Origin of the sequence: Pseudokineococcus basanitobsidens (assembly GCF_037482545.1) — a bacterium.
Classification (GTDB): domain Bacteria; phylum Actinomycetota; class Actinomycetes; order Actinomycetales; family Quadrisphaeraceae; genus Pseudokineococcus; species Pseudokineococcus basanitobsidens.
In genome coordinates, this window is the sequence record NZ_JBBIAA010000008.1 from 46,575 (window position 1) to 71,303 (window position 24,729).

Annotated in this window: 21 protein-coding genes and 1 tRNA gene; 8 read left to right on the top strand and 14 right to left on the bottom strand. The window is 77.5% G+C overall.

Annotation, left to right across the window (positions count from 1 at the left end; translation table 11 throughout):
• Nucleotides 1-40: 40 nt before the first annotated feature.
• A tRNA-Ser gene (locus WDZ17_RS09120) sits at nucleotides 41-127 on the bottom strand.
• A gap of 249 nt (nucleotides 128-376) precedes the next feature.
• Here WDZ17_RS09120 and WDZ17_RS09125 point away from each other — a divergent pair.
• Nucleotides 377-679, top strand: a complete 303-nt coding sequence (locus WDZ17_RS09125; protein ID WP_339574835.1) for a hypothetical protein — start codon at nucleotides 377-379, stop codon at nucleotides 677-679.
• A gap of 7 nt (nucleotides 680-686) precedes the next feature.
• Here the strand turns inward: WDZ17_RS09125 and WDZ17_RS09130 are convergent, their stop codons facing one another.
• The 3 genes from WDZ17_RS09130 to WDZ17_RS09140 form a co-directional block, all read right to left on the bottom strand.
• Nucleotides 687-1,790, bottom strand: a complete 1,104-nt coding sequence (locus tag WDZ17_RS09130) for a winged helix DNA-binding domain-containing protein (protein ID WP_339574836.1) — start codon at nucleotides 1,788-1,790, stop codon at nucleotides 687-689.
• A 10-nt stretch (nucleotides 1,791-1,800) separates the two neighbouring features.
• Complete coding sequence (gene tadA, locus WDZ17_RS09135; RefSeq protein WP_339574837.1) at nucleotides 1,801-2,280, bottom strand: tRNA adenosine(34) deaminase TadA; 480 nt, start codon at nucleotides 2,278-2,280, stop codon at nucleotides 1,801-1,803.
• A gap of 113 nt (nucleotides 2,281-2,393) precedes the next feature.
• Complete coding sequence (locus tag WDZ17_RS09140) at nucleotides 2,394-3,008, bottom strand: tRNA adenosine deaminase-associated protein (RefSeq protein WP_339574838.1); 615 nt, start codon at nucleotides 3,006-3,008, stop codon at nucleotides 2,394-2,396.
• A gap of 36 nt (nucleotides 3,009-3,044) precedes the next feature.
• Between WDZ17_RS09140 and upp the strand changes: the two genes are divergently transcribed.
• Entirely contained in the window at nucleotides 3,045-3,680 is a 636-nt protein-coding gene (upp, locus tag WDZ17_RS09145; protein ID WP_339574839.1) for a uracil phosphoribosyltransferase, read from the top strand.
• A 31-nt stretch (nucleotides 3,681-3,711) separates the two neighbouring features.
• Here upp and WDZ17_RS09150 read toward each other — a convergent pair whose 3' ends face one another.
• The 5 genes from WDZ17_RS09150 to WDZ17_RS09170 form a co-directional block, all read right to left on the bottom strand.
• Nucleotides 3,712-4,491 (bottom strand): lysophospholipid acyltransferase family protein, encoded by a 780-nt coding sequence (locus tag WDZ17_RS09150; protein ID WP_339574840.1) that lies wholly within the window; start codon nucleotides 4,489-4,491, stop codon nucleotides 3,712-3,714.
• 67 nt (nucleotides 4,492-4,558) lie between these two features.
• The gene (locus WDZ17_RS09155) at nucleotides 4,559-5,092 is read right to left on the bottom strand and encodes a MarR family winged helix-turn-helix transcriptional regulator (RefSeq protein WP_339574841.1); all 534 of its coding nucleotides are present in this window, start codon (nucleotides 5,090-5,092) and stop codon (nucleotides 4,559-4,561) included.
• Between the two features lie 114 nt (nucleotides 5,093-5,206).
• Entirely contained in the window at nucleotides 5,207-7,240 is a 2,034-nt protein-coding gene (locus WDZ17_RS09160; protein ID WP_422631922.1) for an acyl-CoA dehydrogenase family protein, read from the bottom strand.
• Between the two features lie 256 nt (nucleotides 7,241-7,496).
• Nucleotides 7,497-9,728 (bottom strand): YhgE/Pip family protein, encoded by a 2,232-nt coding sequence (locus WDZ17_RS09165; RefSeq protein ID WP_339574843.1) that lies wholly within the window; start codon nucleotides 9,726-9,728, stop codon nucleotides 7,497-7,499.
• Complete coding sequence (locus tag WDZ17_RS09170; RefSeq protein WP_339574844.1) at nucleotides 9,725-10,456, bottom strand: P-loop NTPase family protein; 732 nt, start codon at nucleotides 10,454-10,456, stop codon at nucleotides 9,725-9,727. Before WDZ17_RS09170 ends, WDZ17_RS09165 begins: the two co-directional genes overlap by 4 nt.
• 207 nt (nucleotides 10,457-10,663) lie before the next feature.
• Between WDZ17_RS09170 and WDZ17_RS09175 the strand changes: the two genes are divergently transcribed.
• Nucleotides 10,664-11,335 (top strand): DUF2231 domain-containing protein, encoded by a 672-nt coding sequence (locus WDZ17_RS09175; protein ID WP_339574845.1) that lies wholly within the window; start codon nucleotides 10,664-10,666, stop codon nucleotides 11,333-11,335.
• 264 nt (nucleotides 11,336-11,599) lie between these two features.
• Here WDZ17_RS09175 and WDZ17_RS09180 read toward each other — a convergent pair whose 3' ends face one another.
• Both WDZ17_RS09180 and WDZ17_RS09185 read right to left on the bottom strand, forming a co-directional pair.
• Complete coding sequence (locus WDZ17_RS09180) at nucleotides 11,600-12,667, bottom strand: ABC transporter substrate-binding protein (protein WP_339574846.1); 1,068 nt, start codon at nucleotides 12,665-12,667, stop codon at nucleotides 11,600-11,602.
• A 44-nt stretch (nucleotides 12,668-12,711) separates the two neighbouring features.
• A complete protein-coding gene (locus tag WDZ17_RS09185) occupies nucleotides 12,712-14,529 on the bottom strand; it encodes a hypothetical protein (RefSeq protein ID WP_339574847.1) in 1,818 nt (605 codons plus the stop codon).
• Between the two features lie 164 nt (nucleotides 14,530-14,693).
• Here WDZ17_RS09185 and WDZ17_RS09190 point away from each other — a divergent pair, with 164 nt between their 5' ends.
• On the top strand, nucleotides 14,694-15,923 hold the full coding sequence (locus WDZ17_RS09190; protein WP_339574848.1) for an isochorismate synthase: 1,230 nt from the start codon (nucleotides 14,694-14,696) through the stop codon (nucleotides 15,921-15,923).
• 162 nt (nucleotides 15,924-16,085) lie between these two features.
• On the top strand, nucleotides 16,086-17,597 hold the full coding sequence (gene gnd, locus WDZ17_RS09195) for an NADP-dependent phosphogluconate dehydrogenase (protein ID WP_339574849.1): 1,512 nt from the start codon (nucleotides 16,086-16,088) through the stop codon (nucleotides 17,595-17,597).
• 142 nt (nucleotides 17,598-17,739) lie between these two features.
• Here gnd and WDZ17_RS09200 read toward each other — a convergent pair whose 3' ends face one another.
• Nucleotides 17,740-20,190: a putative bifunctional diguanylate cyclase/phosphodiesterase gene (locus WDZ17_RS09200; RefSeq protein ID WP_339574850.1), complete on the bottom strand. Its 2,451-nt coding sequence runs from the start codon at nucleotides 20,188-20,190 to the stop codon at nucleotides 17,740-17,742.
• Between the two features lie 161 nt (nucleotides 20,191-20,351).
• On the opposite strand from WDZ17_RS09200, the gene WDZ17_RS09205 reads away from it, so the two are divergent.
• The 3 genes from WDZ17_RS09205 (at nucleotide 20,352) to WDZ17_RS09215 (ending at nucleotide 22,545) form a co-directional block, all read left to right on the top strand.
• Nucleotides 20,352-21,134, top strand: a complete 783-nt coding sequence (locus WDZ17_RS09205) for an SDR family NAD(P)-dependent oxidoreductase (RefSeq protein WP_339574851.1) — start codon at nucleotides 20,352-20,354, stop codon at nucleotides 21,132-21,134.
• A gap of 215 nt (nucleotides 21,135-21,349) precedes the next feature.
• Nucleotides 21,350-22,075 (top strand): hypothetical protein, encoded by a 726-nt coding sequence (locus tag WDZ17_RS09210; RefSeq protein ID WP_339574852.1) that lies wholly within the window; start codon nucleotides 21,350-21,352, stop codon nucleotides 22,073-22,075.
• 59 nt (nucleotides 22,076-22,134) lie between these two features.
• Entirely contained in the window at nucleotides 22,135-22,545 is a 411-nt protein-coding gene (locus tag WDZ17_RS09215; RefSeq protein ID WP_339574853.1) for a hypothetical protein, read from the top strand.
• 41 nt (nucleotides 22,546-22,586) lie between these two features.
• Here the strand turns inward: WDZ17_RS09215 and WDZ17_RS09220 are convergent, their stop codons facing one another.
• Nucleotides 22,587-23,609 carry an aldo/keto reductase gene (locus WDZ17_RS09220; RefSeq protein ID WP_339574854.1) on the bottom strand — a complete coding sequence of 341 codons (1,023 nt, stop codon included), beginning with the start codon at nucleotides 23,607-23,609 and terminating at the stop codon, nucleotides 22,587-22,589.
• Between the two features lie 146 nt (nucleotides 23,610-23,755).
• On the bottom strand, nucleotides 23,756-24,727 hold the full coding sequence (locus WDZ17_RS09225; RefSeq protein ID WP_339574855.1) for an aldo/keto reductase: 972 nt from the start codon (nucleotides 24,725-24,727) through the stop codon (nucleotides 23,756-23,758).
• Between the last annotated feature and the right edge of the window lie 2 nt (nucleotides 24,728-24,729).

Genomic DNA, 24,729 nt, shown 5'->3' on the forward strand with positions numbered 1-24,729 from the left:
GGGGCGCCCGTCCTGCTGGACGGGCGCCCCTGGTGACCGGCGGTGGCGGTGGGATTTGAACCCACGGAGGAGTTGCCCCCTCACACGCTTTCGAGGCGTGCTCCTTAGGCCGCTCGGACACGCCACCGCCGCCGACAGTACCGGCGGGCCGCGGTGGGCCCCAAACCGGCGGCGCCGGGAGCCTGCCGTCGCACGATGTCGCCAGCCGCTTCGGGACGAGGGTCGAGCGGGCGGCACGCCGGCGCGAGGAGTGGGGTCGGCGCTTCACGGCCTCTCTCGAGGCCATCACGTCCGATGACCGACGGCGACGGGCGACCGGACGCGGCCTGAGGGTGGCGCTGCTCGCAGCGAGCTCGCCACCGAGGACGACCGGCGGGTGGCAGAGGCCGTCCTGGACGCCGCCGCGACGCAGAGCAGGACGGGCGACCTGCGACTGCTGCTCCCCGGCGACGCCCTGGACGACGTCGACCTCACGAGGGACGAGGACGGCCGCAGGACGGACGACGAGCGAGGGGACGACGAGCCATGCACCACGGTCACGGTCACGGCCGAGCAGGTGCAGTCGGCCAGGGTTCTCGGGGTGATCGCCGGCGGCCCGGACAAGGTCGATCCCCTGATCGCCACGATCGCCTCGGCGGCCCCGCGCCGCGCCGGCACGGTCGGGTACCGGGCGTCCTGACCGGAGGTCACGCCGGCAGGGCGGCCCCGAGCCCCGGCAGGGCGCGCTCGACGCGCGCGCTGAAGGTCGTGAACGGCGTCGCCTCGACCGGCGGGCCCGTCCGGCGTCCGGTCCGCCGCCACGTCCCCACGATGCGGCCGTCGTCGACGACGGTGGCGAGGAAGATCCCGTTGCTCCCCGGGACGACGCGCGACGCGTGCTCGACCGGCAGGCTCGCCGACCGGTCCGCGTACCCGAGGACGAGCTCGTCGAAGCCCGGCAGCAGGAGCACGCGCCGGGCGTCCTCGCGGTGCTCGGCCAGACGCTCCGGCGTCGCGGGGTCCACGAGGTGCTCGACGCCGTCCACCTCCACCGCCTCCAGGTGCGGGCGGGCCACCGCCAGGCCGGCGCGGACGTCGCGCACGGTCAGCCCGCACCAGCGGACGAGGTCGGCGGTGGTCGCGGGCCCGTGCCCGCAGACGTAGCGGCGGGCGAGCTCGCCGAGCGCCTCGTCCCGCTCGAGGCGGCGCGGTCGGGGCGCCCACTCGTCGAGGAGGACCAGCGCCTGCTCGTCGGTGCCGCCCCCCGCGGGACGGCCGGTCGGACGGGGCAGCAGCGGCCCCCAGCACGTCGTCCCGGTCTGCGCGAGCGTCCACAGCAGGTGGTAGCCGCGCTGCGGCACGGCCAGCAGTCCCTCGTCCGCGAGGAGAGCGAGCGCCTGCTCGCGGGAGAGGCGGCGACCGCCCTCGAGGGCCGCGACCAGCACCTCCCGCGCCCGCTCCACCAGCGCGTCGTCGATCCCGAGCGCCGTCCGCCGGGCGGCGGCCGACCGCAGCACGCGCTCCGACGTCAGTCCCAGGAGCCAGCCGAGGTCCTCGCCGAGGACGAGGTGCAGGGTCCCCCGCACCGGCCAGGACCGGACGACGTCGCCGGCGTCCAGCGCCGCCCGGACGTCGCCCAGGTCCGGCGAGGACGTCCGCAGGGCCGTCGCCACGAGCGACGCCCGCAGGTCCTGGCCCTGGAGGGCGAGCAGCCGGGCCACGGCGGCGGCCGCGTCGGGCTCCCGCGGTCCCGCGAGGCGCTGCGCGACGAGGCGGAGCAGTGCCACCTCGGCGGCGTCGACGCGGACCACGGCGCCCGTCCTACTCCCCCGGTGACGGCGCCGTCCAGGCCCCGAGGTCGTCCGCGGGAGCCCGACGCCCGGCGAAGAAGGACCGCAGGAGCGCACCGCACTCGTCCTCGCGCACGCCCCCCACGACCTCGACCCGGTGCGGCAGCCGGCGGTCGCGGACGACGTCGAGCACCGAGCCCGTCGCCCCCGCCTTCGGGTCCCAGGCCCCCAGGACGAGCCGCTCGACGCGGGCCAGCAGCAGCGCGCCGGCGCACATCGTGCAGGGCTCCAGCGTGACGACGAGCGTGCAGCCGTCCAGCCGCCACGCGCCCGCGACCCGGGCGGCCTCGCGCAGCGCCAGGACCTCGGCGTGCGCCGTCGGGTCCCCGTCGGCCTCGCGGCGGTTGGCGCCCTCCCCCAGCACCGTGCCGTCGGCGGAGAGCACGACGGCCCCCACCGGCACGTCGCCGGTGGGGGCCGCGCGCCGGGCCACGGACAGGGCCAGGCCCATGAGCCCGTCGAGGTGGGCGGGCGAGCCCGGGCCCGGCGCCGGACCCGTGCCCGTGCCCTGGCCCTGGCTCGGGCTCGGGCTCGGGCTCGGGCTCGGGCTCGGGCTCGGGCTCCTCAGCGCAGCGCCTCGAGCAGCTCGTCGAAGCCGCAGTCCGCGCCGATCTGCGCGAGCGCGCTGTCCGGGTCCTCGGGCGCGCCCTCGGTGATCTCCAGCAGCCGGGTGCGGTCCACGCCGAGGTCGGACAGCAGGTCCGGGTCGCCCGCCCAGGGGGCGAGGCCCGGCGTCTGCCGGTCGGGCTCGTCCTCCTCGTCGTCCGCGGGCGTCGGCGCCCCGTCCGCGGCCTCTGCGCCCGGGCCGCGGGTGCGGCTCGCCGGGTCGGTGACCTCCTCGGGCGCCTCCTCCGGCTCGTCGCCCATCTCGGCCTCGGTCTCGGCGGCGGGCGCGACGAGGTCGCCGTAGTGGCTGCGCTGCGAGGCCGCGAGGTCGGAGACGAAGAGGCGGACCTCCTCGTCGACGTCCTCGCCCGCGGCCAGGGTGTCGCCGTCGAGGCGCGCGACGGCGAACCACTCGTCCTCGTGCTCGAGGACGGCGAGCGCCGTCCCCCCGTCGGGGGCGACGCGGCGCAGGACGTCGGCGAGGTCGTCGAGGTCGGTGACGTCCTCCACGTCGACGTCGTGGGAGCGCCAGGCGCCCTCCTCGCAGGTGATGACGGCGGTGAAGTAGGACATGGGGCAGATGGTGGCGCACGGCTAGGGTTCCCCGCCATGCGCCTGCACATCGCGGACCACCCGCTCGTGGCCCACAAGCTGACGGTGCTGCGGGACGAGGGGACCGACTCCCCCACCTTCCGCCGCCTCGCGGACGAGCTCGTGACGCTGCTGGCCTACGAGGCCACCCGCGACGTCCGCACGACGGACGTGGCGATCCGCACGCCCGTGGCGGCGACGACGGGCACGCGCCTGTCCTCGCCGAAGCCGCTCGTCGTGCCGATCCTGCGCGCCGGCCTCGGGATGCTCGACGGGATGACCCGGCTGCTGCCGACCGCCGAGGTCGGCTTCCTCGGGCTGGTCCGCGACGAGGCGACGCTGCAGGCGACGACGTACGCCGACCGGCTGCCCGACGACCTGTCCGGCCGCCAGTGCTACGTGCTCGACCCGATGCTGGCCACGGGCGGCACGCTGGCCACGGCGATCCGCTACCTCTTCGACCGCGGCGCCGACGACGTCACGGCGCTGTGCCTGCTCGCGGCGCCGGAGGGGGTGGAGGCGCTGCGCGACGCGGTGGGCGACGACGACCGCGTCCAGGTGGTGACGGCCGCCGTCGACGAGCGCCTCGACGAGCGCGGGTACATCGTCCCCGGCCTCGGCGACGCGGGCGACCGCCTCTACGGCGTGGTCTGAGGGCGAGCGGCCGCCGGCTCCGGCCGCCGGCTCAGACCCCGCGGCGGCGCTCGTCCTCGCCGGCCTCCTCGGGCGTCGGGGCCGTGCCGCCGAGGTGCGCGGGCAGCCACCAGGCGCCCGGAGGGGGCGAGACGGTGTCGGGGTGGGTCGCCTGGAGCTCGTCGAGCAGCGACTGCATGCGCCGGCGCAGCTCCACCGCGCAGGCGTCGACGCTCGCCCGCACCACCTCCATCGGCTCGCCCACGGCGACGGACACGGTCTGGCCGCGGGAGAGGTCGCGCGGCGTCCCCTTGCCGACCAGCCGCTGGGTGCCCCACACCGCCGTCGGCAGCACCGGCACCCGCGCCGAGGCCGCCATCCGCAGCGCCCCCGAGCGGATCGGCTTGACGGTGAAGGACTGCGAGACCGTCGCCTCGGGGAACAGGCCGACGACCTCGCCGCCCTGCAGCGCCCGCAGCGCCGCGCGCAGGGAGGCGGACCCGGCGGCCCGGTCGACGGGGATGTGGTGCATGCCGCGCATGAGCGGTCCCGCGAGCCGGTGCTCGAAGATCGACTCCTTCGCCATGAAGCGGGTGAGGCGGCGGTGCGCCTCCCACGGCGCCAGGCCGGCGAAGACGAAGTCGAGGTAGCCGACGTGGTTGCTCGCGAGGACCGCGCCGCCCTCGGCCGGGACGTGCTCGAGGCCCGACAGGCGGGTCCGGATGCCGAGCACCCGGAAGGACGCCTTCGCCAGCCCGATCACGGGCGGGTAGACCCGCTCGGGTCGTCGGCCCGGGGTCTGCTCGGCGCGGCGTCGACCCGGTCTGCTCATCCGCGGACAGTAGCCGTCGACGGACGGCGCCCCCCGGCGGCGAGGGGTGCGGTCCCGTCCGACCGCCTCAGCCCTCGACGGCGGACGCGCAGTCGGTGCGGCGTGCCGCGTGGGGCCCCTGCTCCAGGGCGGCCAGCACGGCCCGGCAGATGTCGCCGAGCTGGCCGCGCTGGTCGGGCGTGAGCGGGTCGAACAGCACCCGGCGGACCTGCTCGACGTGTCCGGGTGCGGTGCGGTGCAGCACCTCCCAGCCCTCGTCGGTGAGGGAGGCGACGGCACCACGGCCGTCGTCCGCCGCCCGCGACCGGCGCACCCACCCCTTCTCCTCCAGCCGCGTCACGGCGTGGGAGATGCGGCTCGGCGACGACGTCGTGATCGCGGCGAGCTCGCTCATCCGCAGCCGCCGGCCGGGGGCCTCGGAGAGCATCGCCAGCACCGTGTAGTACGTCTGCGGCATCCCGGCGTCGGCGCGCATCTGCCGGTCCAGGCTGACCTGCAGCAGCTGGGTCATCGCGAGCAGGTCGCGCCACGTGGCGTCCTCGCCCTCGTCCAGCCAGCGGGCGTCCTGCTGCACGCCGTCCTCCGGCCTCGTCACGCTCACCCGGACATCATGGCGCGCGCCGCGGCGGCCCCGCGCCGTCGGCCCCGGCCCTCCCGACGCCGCCCGACACCTCCGCCCGACGCCGCCCGCCCGAGGCTCCCGGGGGGCGTCGTGTCAGCCCGCCTGCACCGGCACCCGCTCGTCGGCCGGCGCCGCGTCGCCCCCGGCCGGGGCTCCCTGGTCGCCCGTCGTCGTGGTGGCGTCGCCGTGCGTCGGCTGCGCCACACCGTCGTGGGCGATGGGGGCGGTGACCCACCGCTCGGGGATGCCGAAGCCGTCGACGAGCAGCCGCGCGTCGGGGCGCAGCTCGCCGCACACCTCGTTGACGGCGGCGACGACGGCCTTGCTCCGCCCGGGCGTCAGCCACCCGTGCTCGAGGTACCAGGCACGGTCCCGCTCGATCGTCGACAGCACGTGCAGGTCCCCGACCCGGGCCAGCAGCTCGGCGACGGCGTCGTCCTCGCAGGCGTCCTCCGCCGCCACGAGCGCCTCGACGACGACGCGGTCGACGTGCGCCCGGGCCGCCGCCAGCAGGTGGTCCTGCGCGTCGTCGAAGACGGCGCCGGCGTCCGCGCCCGGGGCCGAGGCACGGCGCAGCCGCCGGGCGACGCCGACGAGCAGGTGCGCCTCGCGCTCCACGAGCAGGCGCATCTGCCAGCCCCGGTCCCGCAGGTCCGCGTCGTCGCGGCCGGGCGCGGCCTCGCGCAGCCGCTGCAGCGTCACCCGGGCGGTGGTCCGCTCCGCGACGTGGTCGGCCAGCTGGTCGACGACCGCCCGCACCGTCCCCCACGTGCCCTTCTCGCCGAAGTCCTCGGCGTAGGCCGCCAGGAGGCCCTTGCCGACGAGCTGGAGCAGGACGGTGTTGTCCCCCTCGAAGGTGGTGAAGACGTCCGTGTCCGCCTTCAGCTGCGGCAGGCGGTTCACGGCGAGGTACCCGGCGCCGCCGCAGGCCTCGCGGCAGGTCTGGATGGTCGACGTCGCGTGCCACGTCGCGACGGCCTTGACGCCCGCCGCCCGGTTCTCCAGGTCGCGCTGGTCGGCGTCGGCCACCCCGCCCGCCGCCGTCTGCAGGTCGTGCAGGCGGGCGGTCAGCTCGTTCTGGGCCAGCTGGAGCACGTAGGAGGTCGCGAGCGCGGGCAGCAGCCGCCGCTGGTGCGCGCGGTGGTCGAGGAGGACGACCTCCTCGGAGGTGCCGTCCGCGCCGGGCCGGGCGAACTGGCGACGGGTGAGCCCGTAGCGCACGGCGACCGCGAGCGCGGCCTGGGTCGCCGCGCCGGCGCCCGCCGCGACGCACACCCGCCCCCGCACGAGCGCGCCGAGCGTCGTGAAGAAGCGGCGCGACGGGCTCGCGATGCTGCTGCTGTACGTGCCGTCGGGGGCGACCTGCGCGAAGCGGTCGAGCAGGTCCTCCCGGGGCACCCGGACGCCGGTGAAGCGGATCCGGCCGTTGTCGACGCCGTTGAGGCCGGCCTTCGCGCCGTCGTCCTCGACCTCGACGCCGGGCAGCAGGTCGCCGCGCTCGTCCCGCAGCGGGACCACGAGGCAGTGCACCCCGCGCCCGACGGGCTCCTCGGCGGGACCCCCGGTCACGAGCTGGGCGAAGACGGCGGCGACGCGGGCGTGCCGGGCGGCTCCGCCGATGTAGTCCTTGCGCGCGCCGTCGTGCGGCGTGCTGAGGAGGAACTCCTGCGCCTCCGGGTCGTACACCGCCGTGGTCTCGAGGCTCGCGACGTCGGACCCGTGCCCCGTCTCGGTCATCGCGAAGCACCCGACGGTCTCCATCGCCAGCGCCGGGGGCAGGAAGCGCCGGTGGTGGTCGTCGGAGCCGAGGCTCTGCACCGCGCCGCCGTAGAGGCCGAAGTGGACGCCCGACTTGATCATCACCGACAGGTCGCCGTAGCCGAGCATCTCGAACTGCACGACGCTGGCGCCGACGTCACCCCCGCCGCCCACCGAGCGGGGGAAGCCGTGGGCGGTGGCGCCCGTGGCGGCCAGCTCCCGGACGACGTCGAGCACCTCGTCGCGGTAGGCGTCCAGCGGCGCGTGCGGGTCGGTCCGGAACAGGGAGTCGGGGAAGGTCGAGCGGGCCTCCTCGCGGACCCAGCCCCACCGGCCGGCGAGCAGGTCCGTGAGGTCGGACGCCGTCACGGCGCCGACCCCGCCGCCGCCCGGCCGGGCGGCGGCCCGGGGCAGCGGCGCACGGCGCCCGCGGCGTCGTCCCTCGTCGGCCCTGCCGCCCCGATCCGTGCTCGTCCGGGTGCTCGTCGGGGCGTCCCCGCGCCCCGCCGCGCTGGTCGTCGTCGATGCCGTCACTGCGCCTCCCCGTCCTCGCCGCCGCGCGGGGCGGACCTCTGCACCCTCGCAAGTTACCGGCGGGTAACCACTGTACCCGCGGGCGGCGGGCTCAGCCCAGAGCGGGCCGCAGCGCCGAGGCCGGCACCACCCGGGCGCGTCGCGCGGCGAGCGTCGAGGCGGCGAGCCCGAGGACGAGGTAGCCCCCCAGCACGGCGACCGCCGTCCAGACCGGCGTCGCCGAGCCGCCCGCGACGAGCGAGCGCAGGGCCTCGACGGCGTAGCCCATCGGCAGCACCTGGTGCAGCGCCGCGAGCGGCGCCGGCAGGGTCTGCCAGGGGAAGGTGCCGCCCGAGCTGACGAGCTGCAGGACGAGCAGGACGAGCCCGAGGAACTGCCCCGGCAGCCCGAACCAGGCGACGAGGGCGTGGACGACCGCGACGAAGGCGGCCGACGTCAGCAGGAGCATCCCCAGCAGGCCCACCGGCGAGGCCGGGTCCACGTCCAGGAAGAGCACGACGACCGCCCAGACGACGACGGCCTGCACGACGCCCACGAGCGCGGCGGGCCCGTACCCGCCGAGGGCGACGCCGAGGGCCGGGCGCCCGGCGGCGCTCGCCCGGCGCGAGAGCGGCCGCAGCACGAGGAAGAGCACGTAGCCGCCGATCCACAGCGCCAGCGCGAGGAAGAACGGCGCCAGCCCCGCGCCGTAGCTGCCGACCTCCGCGGGGTTCGCGCTCGTCGTCACGACGGGGTCGGTGATCGCCCCGACGGCCTGCTCCCGCTGGTCGTCGGACAGGTCGGGGACGCCGCCCGCGCCCTGCACCAGGCCGTCGCGCAGCGAGGCGGCCCCCTCCTGCGCCTGCCCGACCCCGGTCGCCAGCGCCTGCGCGCCGTCGTCCAGCTGCTGCGACGCGGTGACGGCCTGGTCCTCGCCGTCGGCCAGCTGCTGCGCCCCGTCGGCCAGCGCGCTCGCGCCGTCGTCGAGCTGCTGCGCCTGCGCCGCCAGGGGGGCGACGCCGTCGGCGAGCTGCCCCGTGCCCTGCGCGAGGGCGGCCGCCCCGTCGGCGGACGCCCCGATCCCCTGCGCCAGGGCGGGGGCGGCGCCGGCGAGGGCCGCCGTCCCGTCGGCCACCTGGCGCGACCCCGTCGCGAGCTCGTCGAGGGCCGCGTCGGCCTCCGCGACCTGCGCCTGGGCGTCCCGGACGGGGGCGACGAGGGCGTCGGCCTGCGCCAGGACGGCGTCCACCTGCTCGGGGGCGAGACCGAGGTCGACGAGCTGGGCCGCGAGGTCGCCGCGGGCGGCGTCGACCCCGGCGACGGCGTCGGCGGAGGCGGTCGCCAGCGCGTCGGCGGTCTGCGCCACCTGGGCGTTGCCGTCCGCGACGGCCGCGGCCCCGTCGGCCAGGGCACGGGTCTGCCCGGGCAGGCCGCTCGTGCGGTCCTCGAGCTCGCCCAGCCCGTCGGCGAGCGCCTGGGCGCCGTCGTCGAGCTGCTCCACCGCGGGCGCGAGCTGCTGGACGCCGTCGGCCGCGGCGCCGGTGCCGTCCGCGAGCCGGTCGGCGCCCGAGGCGAGCGCGTCCGCGCCCTGCTGCAGCGCCTGCTGCCCGTCGACGAGCGCGTCCGTGCCCTGCGCGAGCCCGTCGGCGCCGTCGGACGCCTGCGCCAGGCCGTCCGCCAGCTCGCCCGCGCCGTCGGCGGCCTGCTGCAGCTGCTGGCTGACGGTGGAGAAGCCGACGAGGAAGGAGTCCGACGCCTGCTCGCCGACCTGCGTGACGACCGCCTGGCGCGCGGCGGCGACGACGCGCTCGGCGACGGTCCGCCCGATGTAGCTCGTGGCGTCGTTCGTCGTCAGCTGCAGCTGCGCGCGCCGGGGCGGCGCGGGGTCGCCGGCCGAGACGGCCTGCTGCACGGAGGCGAGGTCGGCGGAGAACGTCGACGGGACGAGCAGCGAGGCCTCGTACCGCCCGGACCGCACGCCCTCGGCGGCGTCCTCGGCGTCCGTGCGCTGCCAGTCGAAGGTGCCGGCGGACTGCAGGTCGTCCGCCAGCTGCGCGCCGACCGAGAGCAGGACGCCGCCGGTGCTGGCGCCCTCGTCCTCGACGACGAGCGCGGCGGGCACCTGGTCGAGACGCTCGTAGGGGTCGGCGTTCGCCCACAGGTAGAGCCCGGCGTAGAGCACGGGCACGACGGCGAGGGCCGCGAGCGCCAGGCGCCCGAGGCGCGTGGCGGTCAGGCGCGCGAGCTCGGCCCGGGCGGTGGCGCCGGCGGCGGCCGCGGCACCACCCCGCCCCGAGGACCCGCGTCGGGAGGAGCGGCGGTCGGCGCCGGAGGGGTCGGTCACAGGGTCGCCTCCACGGCGAGCTCGGTGGGGCGGGCGGGCAGGTCGTCGGGGCGCGCGGCGTGGGCGACGCCGAGGGCGGCCCGCAGGTCGGACGTCGTCAGCAGGCCGGCGCCCTCGACCAGGGCCGCGTCGGCGGGCGGCACGAGGACGCCGACGGCGAGGCCCCGGGCGGCGAGGTCGCCGGCGGTCGCCCACCAGCCGTCGTCGTCGCGCGCGTCCCCGCCGGCGCGGTCGGGGCGCACGAGGACGAGCGCCGCGACACTGGGACGCGAGGCGGCCAGCTCGGCGAGCGCGCGGGTGCGGACGCCCGGCGGCAGGTCCCGGGCGGCGGTGCCGGCCGAGCCGGCGAGGCCGAGGTCGTCGAGCCAGGCGTGCGCGTCGGCGGCCGAGGCGGGGCGCCCCGCCCCGCGGAGCTCCTCCCCCACGGCGGCCCGCAGCGGCAGGTCGGGCTCCGGCTCGTCGACGCCCGGCGCGTCGACGACGGCGGCGGCCCGGCGCAGCTGGTCCCGGCCCCACAGCCCGACGTCGTGCCCGTCGACCAGCAGCCGCCCGCGGCTGGGCACCATCCGACCGGTGAGCACGAGCGCCAGCGCCGTGTGCGCGCCGAGGTCGTGGCCCGCCGCCCCCGCCACGAGGGTGCGACGCCCCGCCGCCAGGAGCACCCCCGTCGGCGGCAGCAGCAGCGCGCCGCCCGTCTCGACGGCGACGTCCTGCGCCTCGATCTCCATCGCGCCCCCTGCTGGTCCTCGCCGGCCTGCTCCTCCCGACGGCTGCCCGTCCGTGCCGGGCGCGCCCCCGTGGGGCGCGTGGCTCGGCGGTGCGGACGACGGTACGGGCGCCGCGTCGCGCCCCGGCGCGCGGCCCGGCGGTCCCGCGACCACAGTGGGGCGGCAGGAGGCCGCGCCGGAGGTCGGGCGGCCGGGGAGGAGCGAGACGTGAGCGCGACGACCGGCACGACCAGCGGCACCGGCGGGGACGACGTCCCGTCGTGGCAGCGCACCGAGGGCGGCCCGGCGACCGATCCCCGCCCCTGGGCGGTGCGCGCTACGCAGCGCCTCGAGGGCGCCACCTGGCTCGACACGACCGCCGACGTCGAGCAGCGGCTGCTCGCCAAGGTGCTGACGGCACCGCCGGGGCTGCTGGGCCTGCTGCGCGGCCGTGCCGTCGGGCACGCCGTCCACCCGCCCATGACCGACGTGCCGATCGGCGCGTGGCTGTCGGCGTCCGCCCTGGACCTCGTCGGCGGGCGCGGCGCCCGCCCGGCCGCCCGGTTCCTGGTCGGGCTGGGCTGCGTGTCGGCGCTGCCGACCTTCCTCACCGGCGGGGCCGAGTGGATCGGCACGAGCGGCGGCGACAAGCGCGTGGGCTACGTGCACGCCGCCGCCAACGGGACCTCCTTCGTCGCCTACCTCGCGTCCTGGTGGGTGCGCCGGCACGAGGACCAGCACGGCCTCGGCGTGGCGCTGGCGCTCGCCGGCGGGGCCATCGCCGGCGTCGGGGGCTACCTGGGCGGCCACCTGTCCGTCGGGCGTGACATCGGCACCCGCGACCCCGCCTACGCCGACGAGCCCGACGCGCGCGAGCTGAGCAGCCCGCACCGGACCTGACCGCGCCCGTCCGCGGAGCCCCCCGACCCGACCGGGTCGGGGGCTCCACGTGCTCCGGCCGGTGCCCTGGTGGTGGCAGGCGCCGGCATCCGGTCAGGTGGCCTCGCACCCGGGCGGCCACCAGACCGTCCCTCGAACGCCTCGACACGTGTCGAGATGGAGGCTTCCGTCGGTCGAGAGGCCCACACCCGACGAGAACCTCCGTCTCGACGCCCGCGGGACGCGTGCGTCGAGACGGGACCCCTCGCGCCCCGGTGCCCCTCCTCAGCTCGCGGAGGGCTGCTGGACCTCGGTCCCGGGGTCGCCGTCCAGCGCCGCCTGCAGCGGGGGGACGACGGCGTCGAGGACGAAGGGGATGCTCAGGGGGCTCCCGTAGCCGATCGCCGCCGGCAGGTCCTCGTCGTACCCGCCGAGGAAGACCGTCCGGTCCTCGGTGACCACCGGGAGGTCGGGGACCACGGGCCCCTGGACGAAGCCCTGCTCCGACGCGCCGAGGACGACGAGGGCGTCGCCGTCCAGCGCCGTGTCCAGCAGCTCGGGGCTGATCGGCCCGGTCTGCTCCGGCATGACGGCCCCGAGGTCGGTGAAGAGGCGGGCGCGCAGGTCCTCGGGGGCGAGGAGGTTGTGGGTGCCGTCGTCGAAGGACAGGTCGACGGGCACCACCGCGCCGTCCATCGCCGGCAGCGCGGCGGCGGCCTCCTGGATCTGCCCCTCGACGTCCTCGACCAGCGCCTGCGCCTCCTCCTCGGCCCCGAGCGCCTGCCCGGTCATGAGGGTCTGCTCCTGCCAGGGCGTGCCGCCCTGGGGGAAGTCGGCGGACTCCGCCACGGTCGGGGCGATCTCGCTGAGGAGGTCGTACGTCTGCTCGTCGACGAAGGAGTAGATCCCGAGGATGAGGTCGGGGTCCAGGGCGGCGATGGCCTCCAGGTCGAGCTCCTCCGCACCGACCGTCGGCAGCGGCTCGGCGGGCAGCAGCTCCTGCGCCCAGGGCCGGCTCGGGGCGTCGTAGTCGCCGAGGTACTGCCGGGTCCCCACCGGCGTCGTGCCGAGGGCCAGGGCGAAGTCCTCCTCGTTGAAGCCGATCGTCACGACCCGCTGCGGGTCCGCCGGCACGGTGGTCGAGCCGTAGGTGTGCTCGACGACGGCCCCGCCGGTCGACGGCGCCTCGGCGTCCCCGCTCGTCTGCGCCCCGCCGGCGGCCGCGTCGCCGTCGGTCCCTCCGCAGGCGCCCACGAGGACCATCGGGGCCAGGGCGGCTGCGGCGAGGGGGCGGACGAGCCGGGGGCGCCGGGGCGCGCGGCGTCGACGGGGCAGGGCACGGGTCGGCGTCATGGCGGTGAGGTTAGCCTCACCTCACCCGGGCTGGCGACCGGTTCTCACTGGTAGGAGACGAAGTCGGGCACCGGCTCCACCGCCATGGTCTCGGCGGGAGTGAGGGTCGGGGTGTCCTCGTCGTAGAAGTTCTTCCAGCCCCAGCGCATCCCCTCCGGCGCGTCGGTCTGCAGCGCGCGGTAGGTGTCGAGCTTCTGCCCCGGCGTGCCGTGGCCGTCCGCGTGGACGAGCGGGACGAGCTCGTCGTGGGACATGTCCAGGCGCTCGCGGTCGACGATCATCCGGGTCTGGAACTGGTGCAGGAGGAAGACCTTGGGCGGCAGCGTGTTCTCGGCCGTCAGCTGCGCGAGCCAGTCCCCCACCGCGTTGACCTCGTCCACGCCGACCTGGCCGACCTGGCGCAGGTGCCGCTGGTCGGGCTTCAGCCGCCACTCCGGGTCGAGCGCGAGGCCGACGCCGGGGTAGGTGAGCAGGTCCTCGTAGCGCTGCGCCTGGGTGAGGAAGTCGGTACGGCCCGGCTGCAGGTCCAGGACGACGTAGACGCCGTTCTGCGCCGCGGCCTCGATCCAGGGCCGGATGACCTCCGGGTCGAGCTCCTGGGAGTAGTCGCCGTCCTCGCCGGCGGACGCCGAGGCGACGGTCGTGATGATCTCGAAGGTCGGCACGACGGGGTCCTCGACGAGCTCGTCGTACTCGGCGGCGACCTCCTTCGCGCGCTCGATCGCCGCGTCGACGTCCTGCTCGCCCATGACGCCGAGCGACGGCGTCCCCGGCGAGCCGTACAGCGCGATCATGTGCCGGCCCGGGAAGGGGACCTGGCCACCGCCGGGCAGCTGGTACCCGGTCTCGACGACGTCCATCCGCTCGGTGAGGGTGTCGACGTCCCCGAAGGCCGACGAGAGCGCGAGGACCGACGCGGGCGGCGCGGCGGAGAGCTCGTCGACCAGCGCGGCGTCGGCCCGGGGGTCACCGCCGGGGACCTCCTCGACCGTCGCGCCGGCCGAGCGCGCGGTGGAGGCGGCCGCGGCGTCGGCGGGCTGGCCCGAGCCGAGGGCGAGCAGCCCGGAGGCGTCCGGCGTCGCCGTGGCGCCCGAGGCCGAGGGCGACGCCCCGTCGGCCGGCGCGTCGGTCGCCTCGGCCCGGTCCGGCGCGTCGACGTCGTCGTCGGCGCCGAGCACCTCGGCGTCGAGGGCGTCGGCCGCCCAGGCGGACGACCTGTCGTCGAACGCGACGACCTGCTCGGCGCCGAGGCGCGCGACCTCGGCGACGACCGCCGCGGGGTCGGCGCCGGGCACCGCGGGGGTGCCCGCACCGGCGGCCTCGTCGGCGTCGTCCGCCGCGGGGTCGAGGTCGGAGGGCTCGACCCCTGCGGTCCCCTCGGTCGGCTCGTCCGAGGACGTGCTGGTCGGCGTGCTCGCGGCCGAGGACGTGGGCGAGCCCGACGGCGACGCGGTCGACGTGCCGGTGCTGCTCGACGTGCCGGTGGGCTCGGGCTCGGGCGTCGCGACGACGAGCACGGGGACGCCGAGCTCCTCGGCGCGCGCACCCGCGCCGGCCACGTCGCCGTCCTCGTCGACGACGACGACGACGGGCGAGGCGGTGAAGAGCGCCTCGCTGGCGGGGACCGAGCGGTCGCCCTCGTCGTCGAGGACCGCGACGGCGGGGACGGCGGCGAGCTCGACCTGCGGGTCCGGCTCCCCGCCCCCGAACAGGCCGCCGCCGTCCCCGCTGCCGCCGCCGTCGTCGTCGCCGGACGACGTGCACCCGGCGAGGAGGACGGCGCCGAGCGCCACGGCCGCGGCGGCGCGGCTGGAACGGCGGAGGGAGCCGCGACGGCGGGCGGCGGTCGTCGTCGGGCTCATGGGTCGCCACGGTATCCGGGCCGGGGCCCGGTCCCGGCCAGCACGGCGTCCCCGCGCCGTGCCCCCGCGCGCCGGCAGGGCCCCCGAGCCGGCCCGCCTGCCCCCGTGCACCCGACGGGGGACCTCGGGAGGGCTCCTGCCGGGGGGCGGGGGATGATGGGCGCGTGGCGCGCGGCGGGGGGACGACGAGGGAGACGGTCCCCGGCTCCCCGGTCGGGCGCCCGCGCCGCTCGGTCGACGCCGCACCCACCGCCCCGACCGGGCTGCTGCGCTCCTTCCGCCCGGGCCGGGACACCCTCTGGTCGTCCTCGCGGGGCACCCTGCTGGCGACCGGCGCCGCGGAGCGCCTCGACCTCCCGTGGACGAGCGACCTGCCCGACCTCGTCGGGGAGCGGCTCCGGGAGGCCGCGGCCCGGACGCCGGCGGCGGACGCGCTCGTCGTCGGCGCCGCGCCCTTCCGCACCGGGGCCGCGGCGGCGCTGGTGCGTCCCGCCGCGGTCCGGCGAGCGCCGGGGCGCCTGCGCCCCGGCCGCCCGGTCGCCCCGGTGCCCGCCGTCCTCTCGGGGGCCCCCGCCCCGGCCGAGGAGCACTACCGCGAGTCGGTGCGGCGGGCGCTGGACCTCCTCGCCGACGGGACGCTCGAGAAGGTCGTCCTCGCCCGGGCGCTCGACCTGCGGACGGCCTCGGACGTCGACGTGCGCGCGCTCGTCGCGGCGCTGGCCGCCCACGACGAGGAGGCCCGCGTCTTCGCCGTCCCCCTCCCCGCCACGGGGTCCGCCCCGCGGACGCTCGTCGGGGCCAGCCCCGAGCTGCTCGTCTCGCTGACGGCGGGCCGGGTGCTCGCCACCCCGCTGGCGGGCTCCGCCGCACGCTCGGCCGACCCCGACGAGGACGCCGCCCGCGCCCGCGCGCTGCTGGCCTCCGACAAGGACCGCCGCGAGCACGCGCTCGTCGTCGACGCGATGGCGCACGCCCTGGGCGCGTGGTGCGCCGAGCTGTCCGTGCCGGCGGAGCCCGAGCTCGTCGCGACGCCGACCGTCTGGCACCTGGCCACCCGCGTCGAGGGCCGCACGGCCGACCCCGCGACGACGTCGCTGCACCTGGCCCGCGCCCTGCACCCGACGCCCGCGGTCGGCGGCACCCCGGCCGGCGCGGCGCGCAGGGCGATCGAGGAGCTCGAGCCGGTCGACCGCGGCTTCTACGCCGGCGCCGTCGGCTGGCAGGACGCGAGCGGCGACGGCGAGTGGGCCGTCGCCATCCGCTGCGGCGTCGTCGAGGGGCCGTCGGTGCGGCTGCACGCGGGCGCCGGCATCGTCCGTGGCTCCGACCCCGATTCCGAGCTCGCCGAGACGACCGCCAAGCTCGCGCTGCTGCGCTCGGCGCTCGGGGCCTGACCGGACTGCCGCCCCGGGCCGGGTCGGGCACGATCGGGCGGGCACCGGACGCGCACGTCGCCCCGGCGCCTGCCCCGTCCCGCCAGCAGACCCCGCCCCCGTCACCGCCTCCGTCACCACCCGGGCCGCCACCGCGGCCCCGAAACCCCCGGGAGACCCCGCATGGCCGAGACCACCACCACCCCCGCCGCGTCGGACCGGGGCGACCTCGCCGACGTCGGCGTCACCGGCCTCGCCGTCATGGGCCGCAACCTCGCCCGCAACATCGCCCGCCACGGGCACGCCGTCGCGGTGCACAACCGCACGTCCTCGCGCGTCGACGAGCTCGTCGACGAGCACGGCGACGAGGGGGACTTCCGCCCCTCGCACTCGCTCGAGGACTTCGTCGCCTCCCTGGCGAAGCCGCGCCGCGTGATCATCATGGTCAAGGCGGGGAAGGCCACCGACGCCGTCATCGACGAGCTGGTGCCGCTGCTGGAGGAGGGCGACATCGTCGTCGACGCCGGCAACGCGCACTTCGAGGACACCCGCCGCCGCGAGCGCGACCTGCGCGAGCACGGCCTGCACTACGTCGGCACCGGCGTCTCGGGCGGCGAGGAGGGCGCGCTCGAGGGGCCGAGCATCATGCCGGGCGGCTCCCGGGAGTCCTACGACGCGCTGGGGCCGATCCTCGAGGACATCGCCGTCGACGTCGACGGGACCCCGTGCTGCACCTACGTCGGCCCCGACGGCGCCGGGCACTTCGTCAAGATGGTGCACAACGGCATCGAGTACGCCGACATGCAGCTCATCGCCGAGGCGTACGACCTGCTGCGGTCCGGTCTCGGCATGGAGCCCGCCGACATCGCCGGCGTCTTCGAGGACTGGAACTCCGGCGACCTCGAGTCCTTCCTCGTGGAGATCACCGCGCGCGTCCTGCGGCACACCGACGCGCAGACGGGCAAGCCCTTCGTCGACGTCGTCGTGGACCAGGCCGAGCAGAAGGGCACGGGACGGTGGACCGTGCAGTCCGCCCTCGACCTCGGCATCCCGGTCACCGGCATCGCCGAGGCCGTCTTCGCCCGCGCCCTCTCCGGGGCGGCCGGCCAGCGGAAGGCGGTGCTGGACAAGGGCCTCGCCGGCCCCTCCGGCGTCCGCCTGGAGGGCGAGGACGCCGAGGGCTTCGTCGACGCGGTCCGCCAGGCGCTGTACGCCTCGAAGGTCGTCGCGTACGCGCAGGGCTTCGACCAGATCACCGCGGCCAGCGCCGAGTACGGGTGGGGCGTCGACCGCGGGATGATGGCGACGATCTGGCGCGGGGGCTGCATCATCCGGGCCCGCTTCCTGGACCGGATCAAGGAGGCGTACGACGCCGACGAGCACCTCGCCTCGCTGCTGCTGGACGACTACTTCGCCTCGGCGGTCGACGACGCCCAGGACGCCTGGCGACGGGTCGTGTCCGCCGCGGTGCGGCTCGGGATCCCCGCCCCGGGCTTCTCCAGCGCCCTCGCGTACTACGACGGCCTGCGCCGCGACCGCCTCCCGGCCTCCCTCGTGCAGGGGCTGCGCGACCTCTTCGGCGCGCACACCTACCGGCGGGTCGACACCGAGGGCACCTTCCACACGCTGTGGGGCGGCGACCTCTCCGAGGAGCGGCAGGACACCGCCGACCAGGGCTCGCACAGCCCGCACTGACCCCGTCGGCACGGCCTCCCCGGCCGAGCCCGTGCGAGGCGACCTGCAGAAGTCCGACCTCCGGGCCGGAGCGACGCCGTGACCAGCGGCGACGCCCCGTTCACGGCCGACGGCGACACCTCTGCAGGTCGCCTCGCGGCGGTCAGCCCCCGGCGACGAGGTCGGCCCGAGGGCCGGCGGGAGGCACGGCGCCGACGTCCGACCGGCGCGGGCCGGGCAGGCCGCTCGCGGGCCGGGGCGGCGCCGGTCGCAGCAGCGCCTGCATGTCGGCGGCCGCCAGCGCGGGCGAGAACAGGTGGCCCTGCCCGTAGCGGATCCCGAGCTCCACGAGCAGCCGGCGCTGGTCCGGGGTCTCGACTCCCTCGGCGAGGACGTCCAGCTCGAGCGCCTGCGCCATCGCCGCGATGCCGCCGAGCAGGCCGAGACCGTCCTCCGCGGCGGTGACGAGGGAGCGGTCCAGCTTGAGCAGGGAGACCGGGAAGCGCTGGAGGTAGCCGAGCGAGGTGTACCCCGCGCCGAAGTCGTCGAGGCTGAGCCGGACGCCCTCGGCGGACAGCGCCCGCAGCACCCGGACCACCTCCGGAGAGGCCGGGACCTGCTCGTGCTCGGTGATCTCCAGCCGCAGCAGACCGGCCGGGACCTCGTGGCGCCGCAGCGCCCGCTGCACCCGGACGTCCAGCCGCCCGTCCAGCAGGCTGGCCGGCGTCACGTTGACGCTGACGGGGACGGGGACGAGACCGGCGCGGAGCCAGGCGCCCACCTGGGCCAGCGCGGCGTCGAGGACGTGGGCGTCCAGGTCCGCCTCCCGGCCGCCGTCGTGGGCGATGCCGAGGAAGTCGACGGGCGGCAGGAGACCCAGGTGGGGGTGGTGCCAGCGCACGAGCGCCTCCGAGCCGACGACCTCGCCCGTCTCCAGCAGGACGAGGGGCTGGTGGTGCGGCACGAGCGCGCCGACCCGCGCCGCCGGCGCCCCCTCGAGCAGGAGGCGCAGGTCCTCGCCGAGGCGCTGACGGCGCTGGACCTGGGTCCGCATCCGCGGCCGGTAGGTCGTGACGCCGTCCTTGCCGGCGGCCTTCGCCTCGTACATGGCGATGTCCGCCCGGGTGAGGGCCTGCGGCAGCGAGGACGGCGCGACCACGTGCACCACGCCGACGCTGGCGCTCGTGCGCAGCTCCTGGCCGCCCAGGCGCACCGGCCGCTGCAGGGCGGCGACGAGCCGGCCCGGCGTCGCGTCGTGGACCCGCCGCGGCCCCGCCCCGCCGACGTCGCCGACCGGGCCGTCCGCCGCGGGGGGCACCGGCACGGCGGGCAGCAGGACGACGAACTCGTCCCCGCCCAGCCGGGCGACGACGGCGTCCGGGCCCGCCGCCTCGCGCAGGCCGGCGCCCACGGCGACGAGCAGCTCGTCCCCCACCTCGTGGCCGTGCGTGTCGTTGACGCCCTTGAAGTCGTCGAGGTCGACGAGGCAGAGGAGCAGGCCGTCCGGGTCGGCGAGCCGGTCGTCGAAGGCCCGGCCGAGGCCGCGGCGGTTGCGCAGGCCGGTGAGCGGGTCGTGCTCGGCCGCCCGTTCGCTCGCCCCGAGGGCGGCGACGCCACGCAGCATGCCGAGGGCGGCCAGCAGGGCTCCGGCGCAGACGAAGGCGCCGGTCGGCAGCCCCTCGGCGCCGGCCGACGAGCGGGTGACGAACCAGAGCACCGGCGCCGCGACGACCACGGGCACGAGGCCCAGCAGCCGCAGCGAGGCGGGGCGGCGCGGCAGGTGCTCGCGCACGTCGAGGGCCCTGGGCATGGACGGCGTCAGGGCGGCCCCGCCGAGCAGGACGAAGGCGGCGACGGCGACGGCCTCCAGCGGGCCCGACGGTCCGGTCGACAGCGACGTCGTCGTGCCGGCGAGGTGGTAGCCGAGGCTGAGCACGGCGCCGAGCACGAGCACCCTGGTCGCCGCGGGGAGCCCCGAGCGGGAGACGGTGAAGCGCAGCACGAGCGCCAGCAGGAGCACGTCGGCCGCGGCCGACGTCCCCAGCGCCACCTCGCCCGGGGTGCCGTCGCGGACGGCGAGCGCCAGCGCCTGCGCGACGACGAGGGCGGCGGTCACCAGGAGGATCACGTGGTCGAGGACGGCTCCGGCGTCGACCCCCCGGACCCGGGGGCCGGGCGCAGCGCCGGCGCGCCGGCCCCGCCCCCGTCCGCGCACGAACAGCCGGGCGACGAGGCCGGCGCCGACCACCTGCCCGGCCGTCATGAGGGCCTCGGCGCCCGCGGCCGGGCCCGACCACGGACCCGTGCCCGTCGAGGGGCCGAGCCCCGGGAGGGTGCCCACGACCGCGCCGGTCTGGGCGAGGGCCCAGCACCCGAGCATGACGCCGAGGGCGAGCCACGGCCGCCGGCGCTGCGGCCGGTGGACGAGGACGCCGACGACGACCGCGAGGACCGAGGCCCACGCCGACCCGACGAGCAGGACGGGCCGGGCGGAGGGCACCCCGAGGTCGGGCAGGACGAGCGCGGCGAGCGCGGCCGTGACGGCGGCGAGCAGGACCGCCCCGGCGGCCCGCTCCTGCGGGCGGCCCCGGTGAGCGCGCAGCCAGCTCGCCACGCGGCACCTCCGGCTCTCGTGGGCCCGCAGTGCTCTGCGTGCTCCTCGCCTCTCGTCGGCCGGGCACGGACGACGCCTGACCCCGCACGGCGCACGCCCCCCGTCCGGCCCCGGCCCCGCCACCGCCGCACCCGGGCGCCCCGTGCGTAGCCTCGACCCCCGTGAGGCTCGAGGGCACGACGGTGCTGGTGACCGGGGCGGGCAGCGGCCTGGGGGCCGCGACCGCGGTGGAGATGGCGGGGGCCGGGGCGCGCCTGGTGCTCCTCGACCGCGACGGGGACGCCGCAGCCGCCGTCCTGGGCCGCTGCGGGTCCGCGGCGGGCTCCACCTCGCTGGCCGCGGACGTCACCTCGGAGGGTGACGTCGCCGCCGCCGTCGACGCGGCGACCGCCGCGGGCGGGGCGCCGCTGCGCGCGGTGGTGCACTGCGCCGGCGTCGCCACCGCCGGTCGTCTGCTGGGCCGGCGGGGGCCCCTCCCCCTCGACGAGGCCCGCCGGGTCCTCGACGTCAACGTGGTCGGCACGCTCAACGTGCTCCGGCTGGCCGCGGAGGCCATGGCGGGCTCGGAGCCGGCGGCCCCCGACGGCGAGGAGCGGGGCGTCGTCGTCCTCACCGCGTCCGTCGCCGCCTACGACGGGCAGGTCGGCCAGCCCGTGTACGCGGCGTCGAAGGCGGCCGTCGCCGGCCTGGTCCTGCCCGCGGCGCGCGAGCTGGCGGCCCACCGCGTCCGCGTCGTCGGGATCGCGCCGGGCGTCTTCGCGACCCCGATGGTCGCGGCGCTGCCGGAGGAGGCCACCCGCGCGCTCGGCGCGGGCGTCCCCCACCCCGCCCGGCTGGGGCGGCCGGAGGAGTACGCCGCCCTGGCGCGCCACCTCGTCGAGAACCCCTACCTGAACGGCGAGGTCGTCCGCCTCGACGGCTCCCTGCGGATGCCGCCCGCCTGAGCCACGCCCGCCTGCGGGACGTGCGCGCCGACGAGGACGGGTCGGCGTGCGCCCCGTCCTCGGGTCCCGGGGCGGGGGCGCGCCACCCGGACGGCGGCACGCAGGTCACGAGTCGGCGTCGGACCGCCCGAGCCCGGGACGGCCGGGCCGGGGGTGCGCTCTCCTCCTCCTGCGCCACGTCAGGGCAGGAGAGGGCAGGAGAGGCAGGAGCGACCATGAGCACGAGCGGCCCGGACCCCTGGGCCTCCCCCACGCCGTCCGCGGGCGACGCGCGGGCGGCGCGTCCCGCGCCCTCCGAGGCCCCGGGTGCGCACCGCGACGACGCGTGGGCACCGGTGTGGGCCACGGGGGGCGGCAGCGCGCCACCACCCCCGCCGCGGCGCCGCCGGTGGCCGGTCGTGGTCGCCGTCGTGGTCGCCTCGGTCGTGCTGGTCGGCGGCGTCGTCGCCCTCGCCGTCACCGGCGTCCGCAGCGGGTGGGACGCGCTGGCGGGCGGCGGCAGCGACTTCTTCGGCGTCGAGGAGGGCGAGGCCTACGGCGACAACCCCGTCCTGGACGAGATGTGGGACGGGTGCGAGGCCGGCGACGGCACCGCCTGCGACGACCTCTACGACTCCTCGGGCCTCGGCACCGACTACGAGGACTTCGGCTACACGTGCGGCGAGCGCTTCACCGAGGCCTCGACCCCCGACTTCTGCGTGGACGAGATGGGCGGCGACGGGCGGGGCGCCGTCGCCGACGTGCGCGAGGGCAGCCGCTACGGGGACGACGCGGTGCTCGACCGCCTCTGGGACGGGTGCGAGGCCGGGGACGGCGTCGACTGCGACGAGCTGTACGGCTCGTCGGAGGAGGGCAGCGACTACGCGGAGTTCGGCGTGACGTGCGGCGAGCGCTACTCGGCGGTGCGCGCTCCCGAGTTCTGCGCCGACGCGCTGCGCTAGCCGCCTGCTGCGCCGGCCCTCCGCGTGGCATCGTCCTCTCGTGACCGGGTGGAGGCGCCGTGACGGCGCGTGACGAGGACGTCGACGACCGACCCACGGCGACGCGCCGTCGCGCCTGGCCGTGGGTCCTGCTCACCGTGGCGCTCGTCGGCGTCCTCGCCGTCGTGGGCGTCGGCGTCTTCGCCCTGCTCGACGGCACCCTCGGCGGCGACACCGGCGACGAGGGCGTCTACACCCAGGACGGCGAGCTCGTGGAGGAGCCGCCGCTCGCCGAGGGGCAGACCTACGGCGACAACGCCGACCTCGACGCGCTGTGGGACGCGTGCGAGGACGGCGACGGTGCCGCCTGCGACGAGCTCTACTCGACGTCCGAGCTGGGCTCGGAGTACGAGGTCTTCGGCCAGTACTGCGGCGGGCGGGTCCCCGAGACCGAGGACCCGCCCTTCTCCTGCACCGAGGTCACCGGCTGACCGGACGTCGCGCCCCGCGGGCGCGCCCGGCCGGCAGCGCCTCAGTCGAGCGTGCGCGTGCGCTGCGCGACGCCGGCCGGTCCGTACGGGTAGTCCGCCGGGGACGGCGCGCTGGCCTCGTCGAGCTTGGCGGTCTCGACGTCGGTCAGGTGCAGGCCCACGGCGCCGAGGTTGCCCTCGAGCTGCTCGGGCGTCCGGACGCCCAGGATGACCGAGCCGACGCCGGGGCGGTCGTGCAGCCAGGCGAGGGCCACCTGCGCCATCGTCGCGCCGCGCCCCTCGGCGACCTGCTGGAGGACCTCGAGGACGTCCCACGTCTGCTCGCTGCCGCCGCGCTTGTCGTAGGCCTCCATGCCGCGCTGCGGGTCCTCGCCCAGGCGGGTCGCGCCCTCCGGACGGCTGTCGCGGCGGTACTTCCCGGAGAGCCAGCCGCCGGCCAGCGGGCTCCAGGGCAGCAGCCCGAGGCCGCCGGCCTGCGCGGCCGGGACGATCTCGTACTCCGTCTCGCGGACGAGCAGGTTGTACTGCGGCTGGTGGCTCACGAGCGGGAAGCGGCCCGCCGCCAGCGCCACCATCGTGGCGGTCTGCCAGCCGGTGTAGTTCGACAGCCCGGCGTAGCCGATCTTGCCGGCGCGCACGGCGTCCTCGAGGAAGCCGGCCGTCTCGTCCATCGGCGTCAGCGCCTCGTGGGCGTGCACCTGGTACAGGTCGACGTGGTCGACGCCGAGGCGCTCCAGCGAGCGGTCCAGGGAGCGACGCAGGTTGCGCCGCGAGCCACCGGCGTCCCGGGGCTCGACCCCCCGGGAGGGGAAGCGGCCCTTGGTCGCGAGCACGACCCGGTCGCGCCGGCTCGAGCCCTGCGCGGCCACCCAGCGGCCGATGATCGACTCGGACAGGCCTCCGGCGTAGACGTCCGCGGTCTCCAGGACGACGCCGCCCGCGTCGACGTACTGCGACATCATCCGGTGGCTCGTGGCCTCGTCGGCCTCCGCGCCGAACGTCATGGTGCCGAGGGCGTAGGTCGAGACGGCCAGGCCGCTGCGGCCGAGGGTGCGGTGCTCCATCAGGTGCTCTCCTCGTCGGTGGGGGTCCCGCCACCCTGCCGCGCCCCGGCCCGGACGGCGACGCGAGGCCCGCCGGCGACGCCCCCGCCCCACCCGGCCCCCAGCCGACGTGTGCCACGTCGGCGGGGTCCGACGCAGGCGCTCAGTCAGGCGAAGCCGGCGTTCTCCCGCGGCGTGTAGTGCTCCTCCAGCCGGGCGGCCTCGGCGTCGGAGAGCTCCAGCTCGACGGCGGCGACGGCGTCGTCGAGGTGGTGGGGCTTCGTCGTCCCGACGATCGGCGCCGAGACGACGGGGTTGCGCAGCACCCACGCGAGGGCCACCTGGGCCGGCGGCACGTCGCGCTCGCGCGCCACCTCGGCGACGGCGTCCACGATCGCGGCGTCGTCGTCGCGGTACAGCTTCTTGCCGAACTCGTCGGTGTCCGCGCGCGCCGTCTCGGAGTCCCAGGGCCGCGTGAGCCGGCCGCGGGCCAGCGGGCTCCACGGGATCGAGCCGACGCCGGTCGCCGCGCAGAAGGGGAGCATCTCGCGCTCCTCCTCGCGCATGAGGAGGTTGTAGTGGTCCTGCATGGAGACGAAGCGCGTCCAGCCGTTCACGTCCGCGACGTGCTGCATCTGCTGGAGCTGCCAGGTCCACATCGACGAGGCGCCGAGGTAGCGCGCCTTGCCCGCGCGCACCACGTCGTGCAGCGCCTCCATCGTCTCCTCGACCGGCGTGGCCGGGTCGAAGCGGTGGATCTGGTAGAGGTCGACGTGGTCGGTGCCGAGCCGGCGGAGGCTGTTGTCGACCTCGGCCAGGATGGCCTTGCGGGACAGGCCGGCCCCGTTCGGCCCGGGCCGCATCCGGCCGTTCACCTTGGTGGCGAGGACGACGTCGTCGCGCCGGGCCATGTCGCCGAGCGCCCGTCCGACGATCTCCTCGCTCGACCCGTCGGAGTAGACGTTGGCCGTGTCGAAGAAGGTGACGCCGGCCTCGAGCGCCCGACGGATCGACTCCCGGCTCTCCTCCTCGGGCAGCGACCACGGGTGCCCCCCTCGCTCCGGGTCGCCGTAGCTCATGCACCCCAGCGCGATCCGCGAGACCTCGAGCCCGCTCGTGCCCAGCCGCGTGTACTGCATGC

Excerpts from the sequence above, each read along its gene's own strand:
- tadA (WP_339574837.1), bottom strand. The coding sequence starts at position 2,280 with ATGGGCCTGGCCCTGTCCGTGGCCCGGCGCGCGGCCCCCACCGGCGAC.
- WDZ17_RS09180 (WP_339574846.1), bottom strand. The coding sequence starts at position 12,667 with ATGACGCCGACCCGTGCCCTGCCCCGTCGACGCCGCGCGCCCCGGCGC.
- WDZ17_RS09225 (WP_339574855.1), bottom strand. The coding sequence starts at position 24,727 with ATGCAGTACACGCGGCTGGGCACGAGCGGGCTCGAGGTCTCGCGGATC.
- WDZ17_RS09170 (WP_339574844.1), bottom strand. The coding sequence starts at position 10,456 with ATGGAGATCGAGGCGCAGGACGTCGCCGTCGAGACGGGCGGCGCGCTG.
- WDZ17_RS09210 (WP_339574852.1), top strand. The coding sequence starts at position 21,350 with ATGAGCACGAGCGGCCCGGACCCCTGGGCCTCCCCCACGCCGTCCGCG.
- WDZ17_RS09140 (WP_339574838.1), bottom strand. The coding sequence starts at position 3,008 with ATGTCCTACTTCACCGCCGTCATCACCTGCGAGGAGGGCGCCTGGCGC.
- WDZ17_RS09185 (WP_339574847.1), bottom strand. The coding sequence starts at position 14,529 with ATGAGCCCGACGACGACCGCCGCCCGCCGTCGCGGCTCCCTCCGCCGT.
- WDZ17_RS09150 (WP_339574840.1), bottom strand. The coding sequence starts at position 4,491 with ATGAGCAGACCGGGTCGACGCCGCGCCGAGCAGACCCCGGGCCGACGA.
- upp (WP_339574839.1), top strand. The coding sequence starts at position 3,045 with ATGCGCCTGCACATCGCGGACCACCCGCTCGTGGCCCACAAGCTGACG.
- WDZ17_RS09220 (WP_339574854.1), bottom strand. The coding sequence starts at position 23,609 with ATGGAGCACCGCACCCTCGGCCGCAGCGGCCTGGCCGTCTCGACCTAC.
- gnd (WP_339574849.1), top strand. The coding sequence starts at position 16,086 with ATGGCCGAGACCACCACCACCCCCGCCGCGTCGGACCGGGGCGACCTC.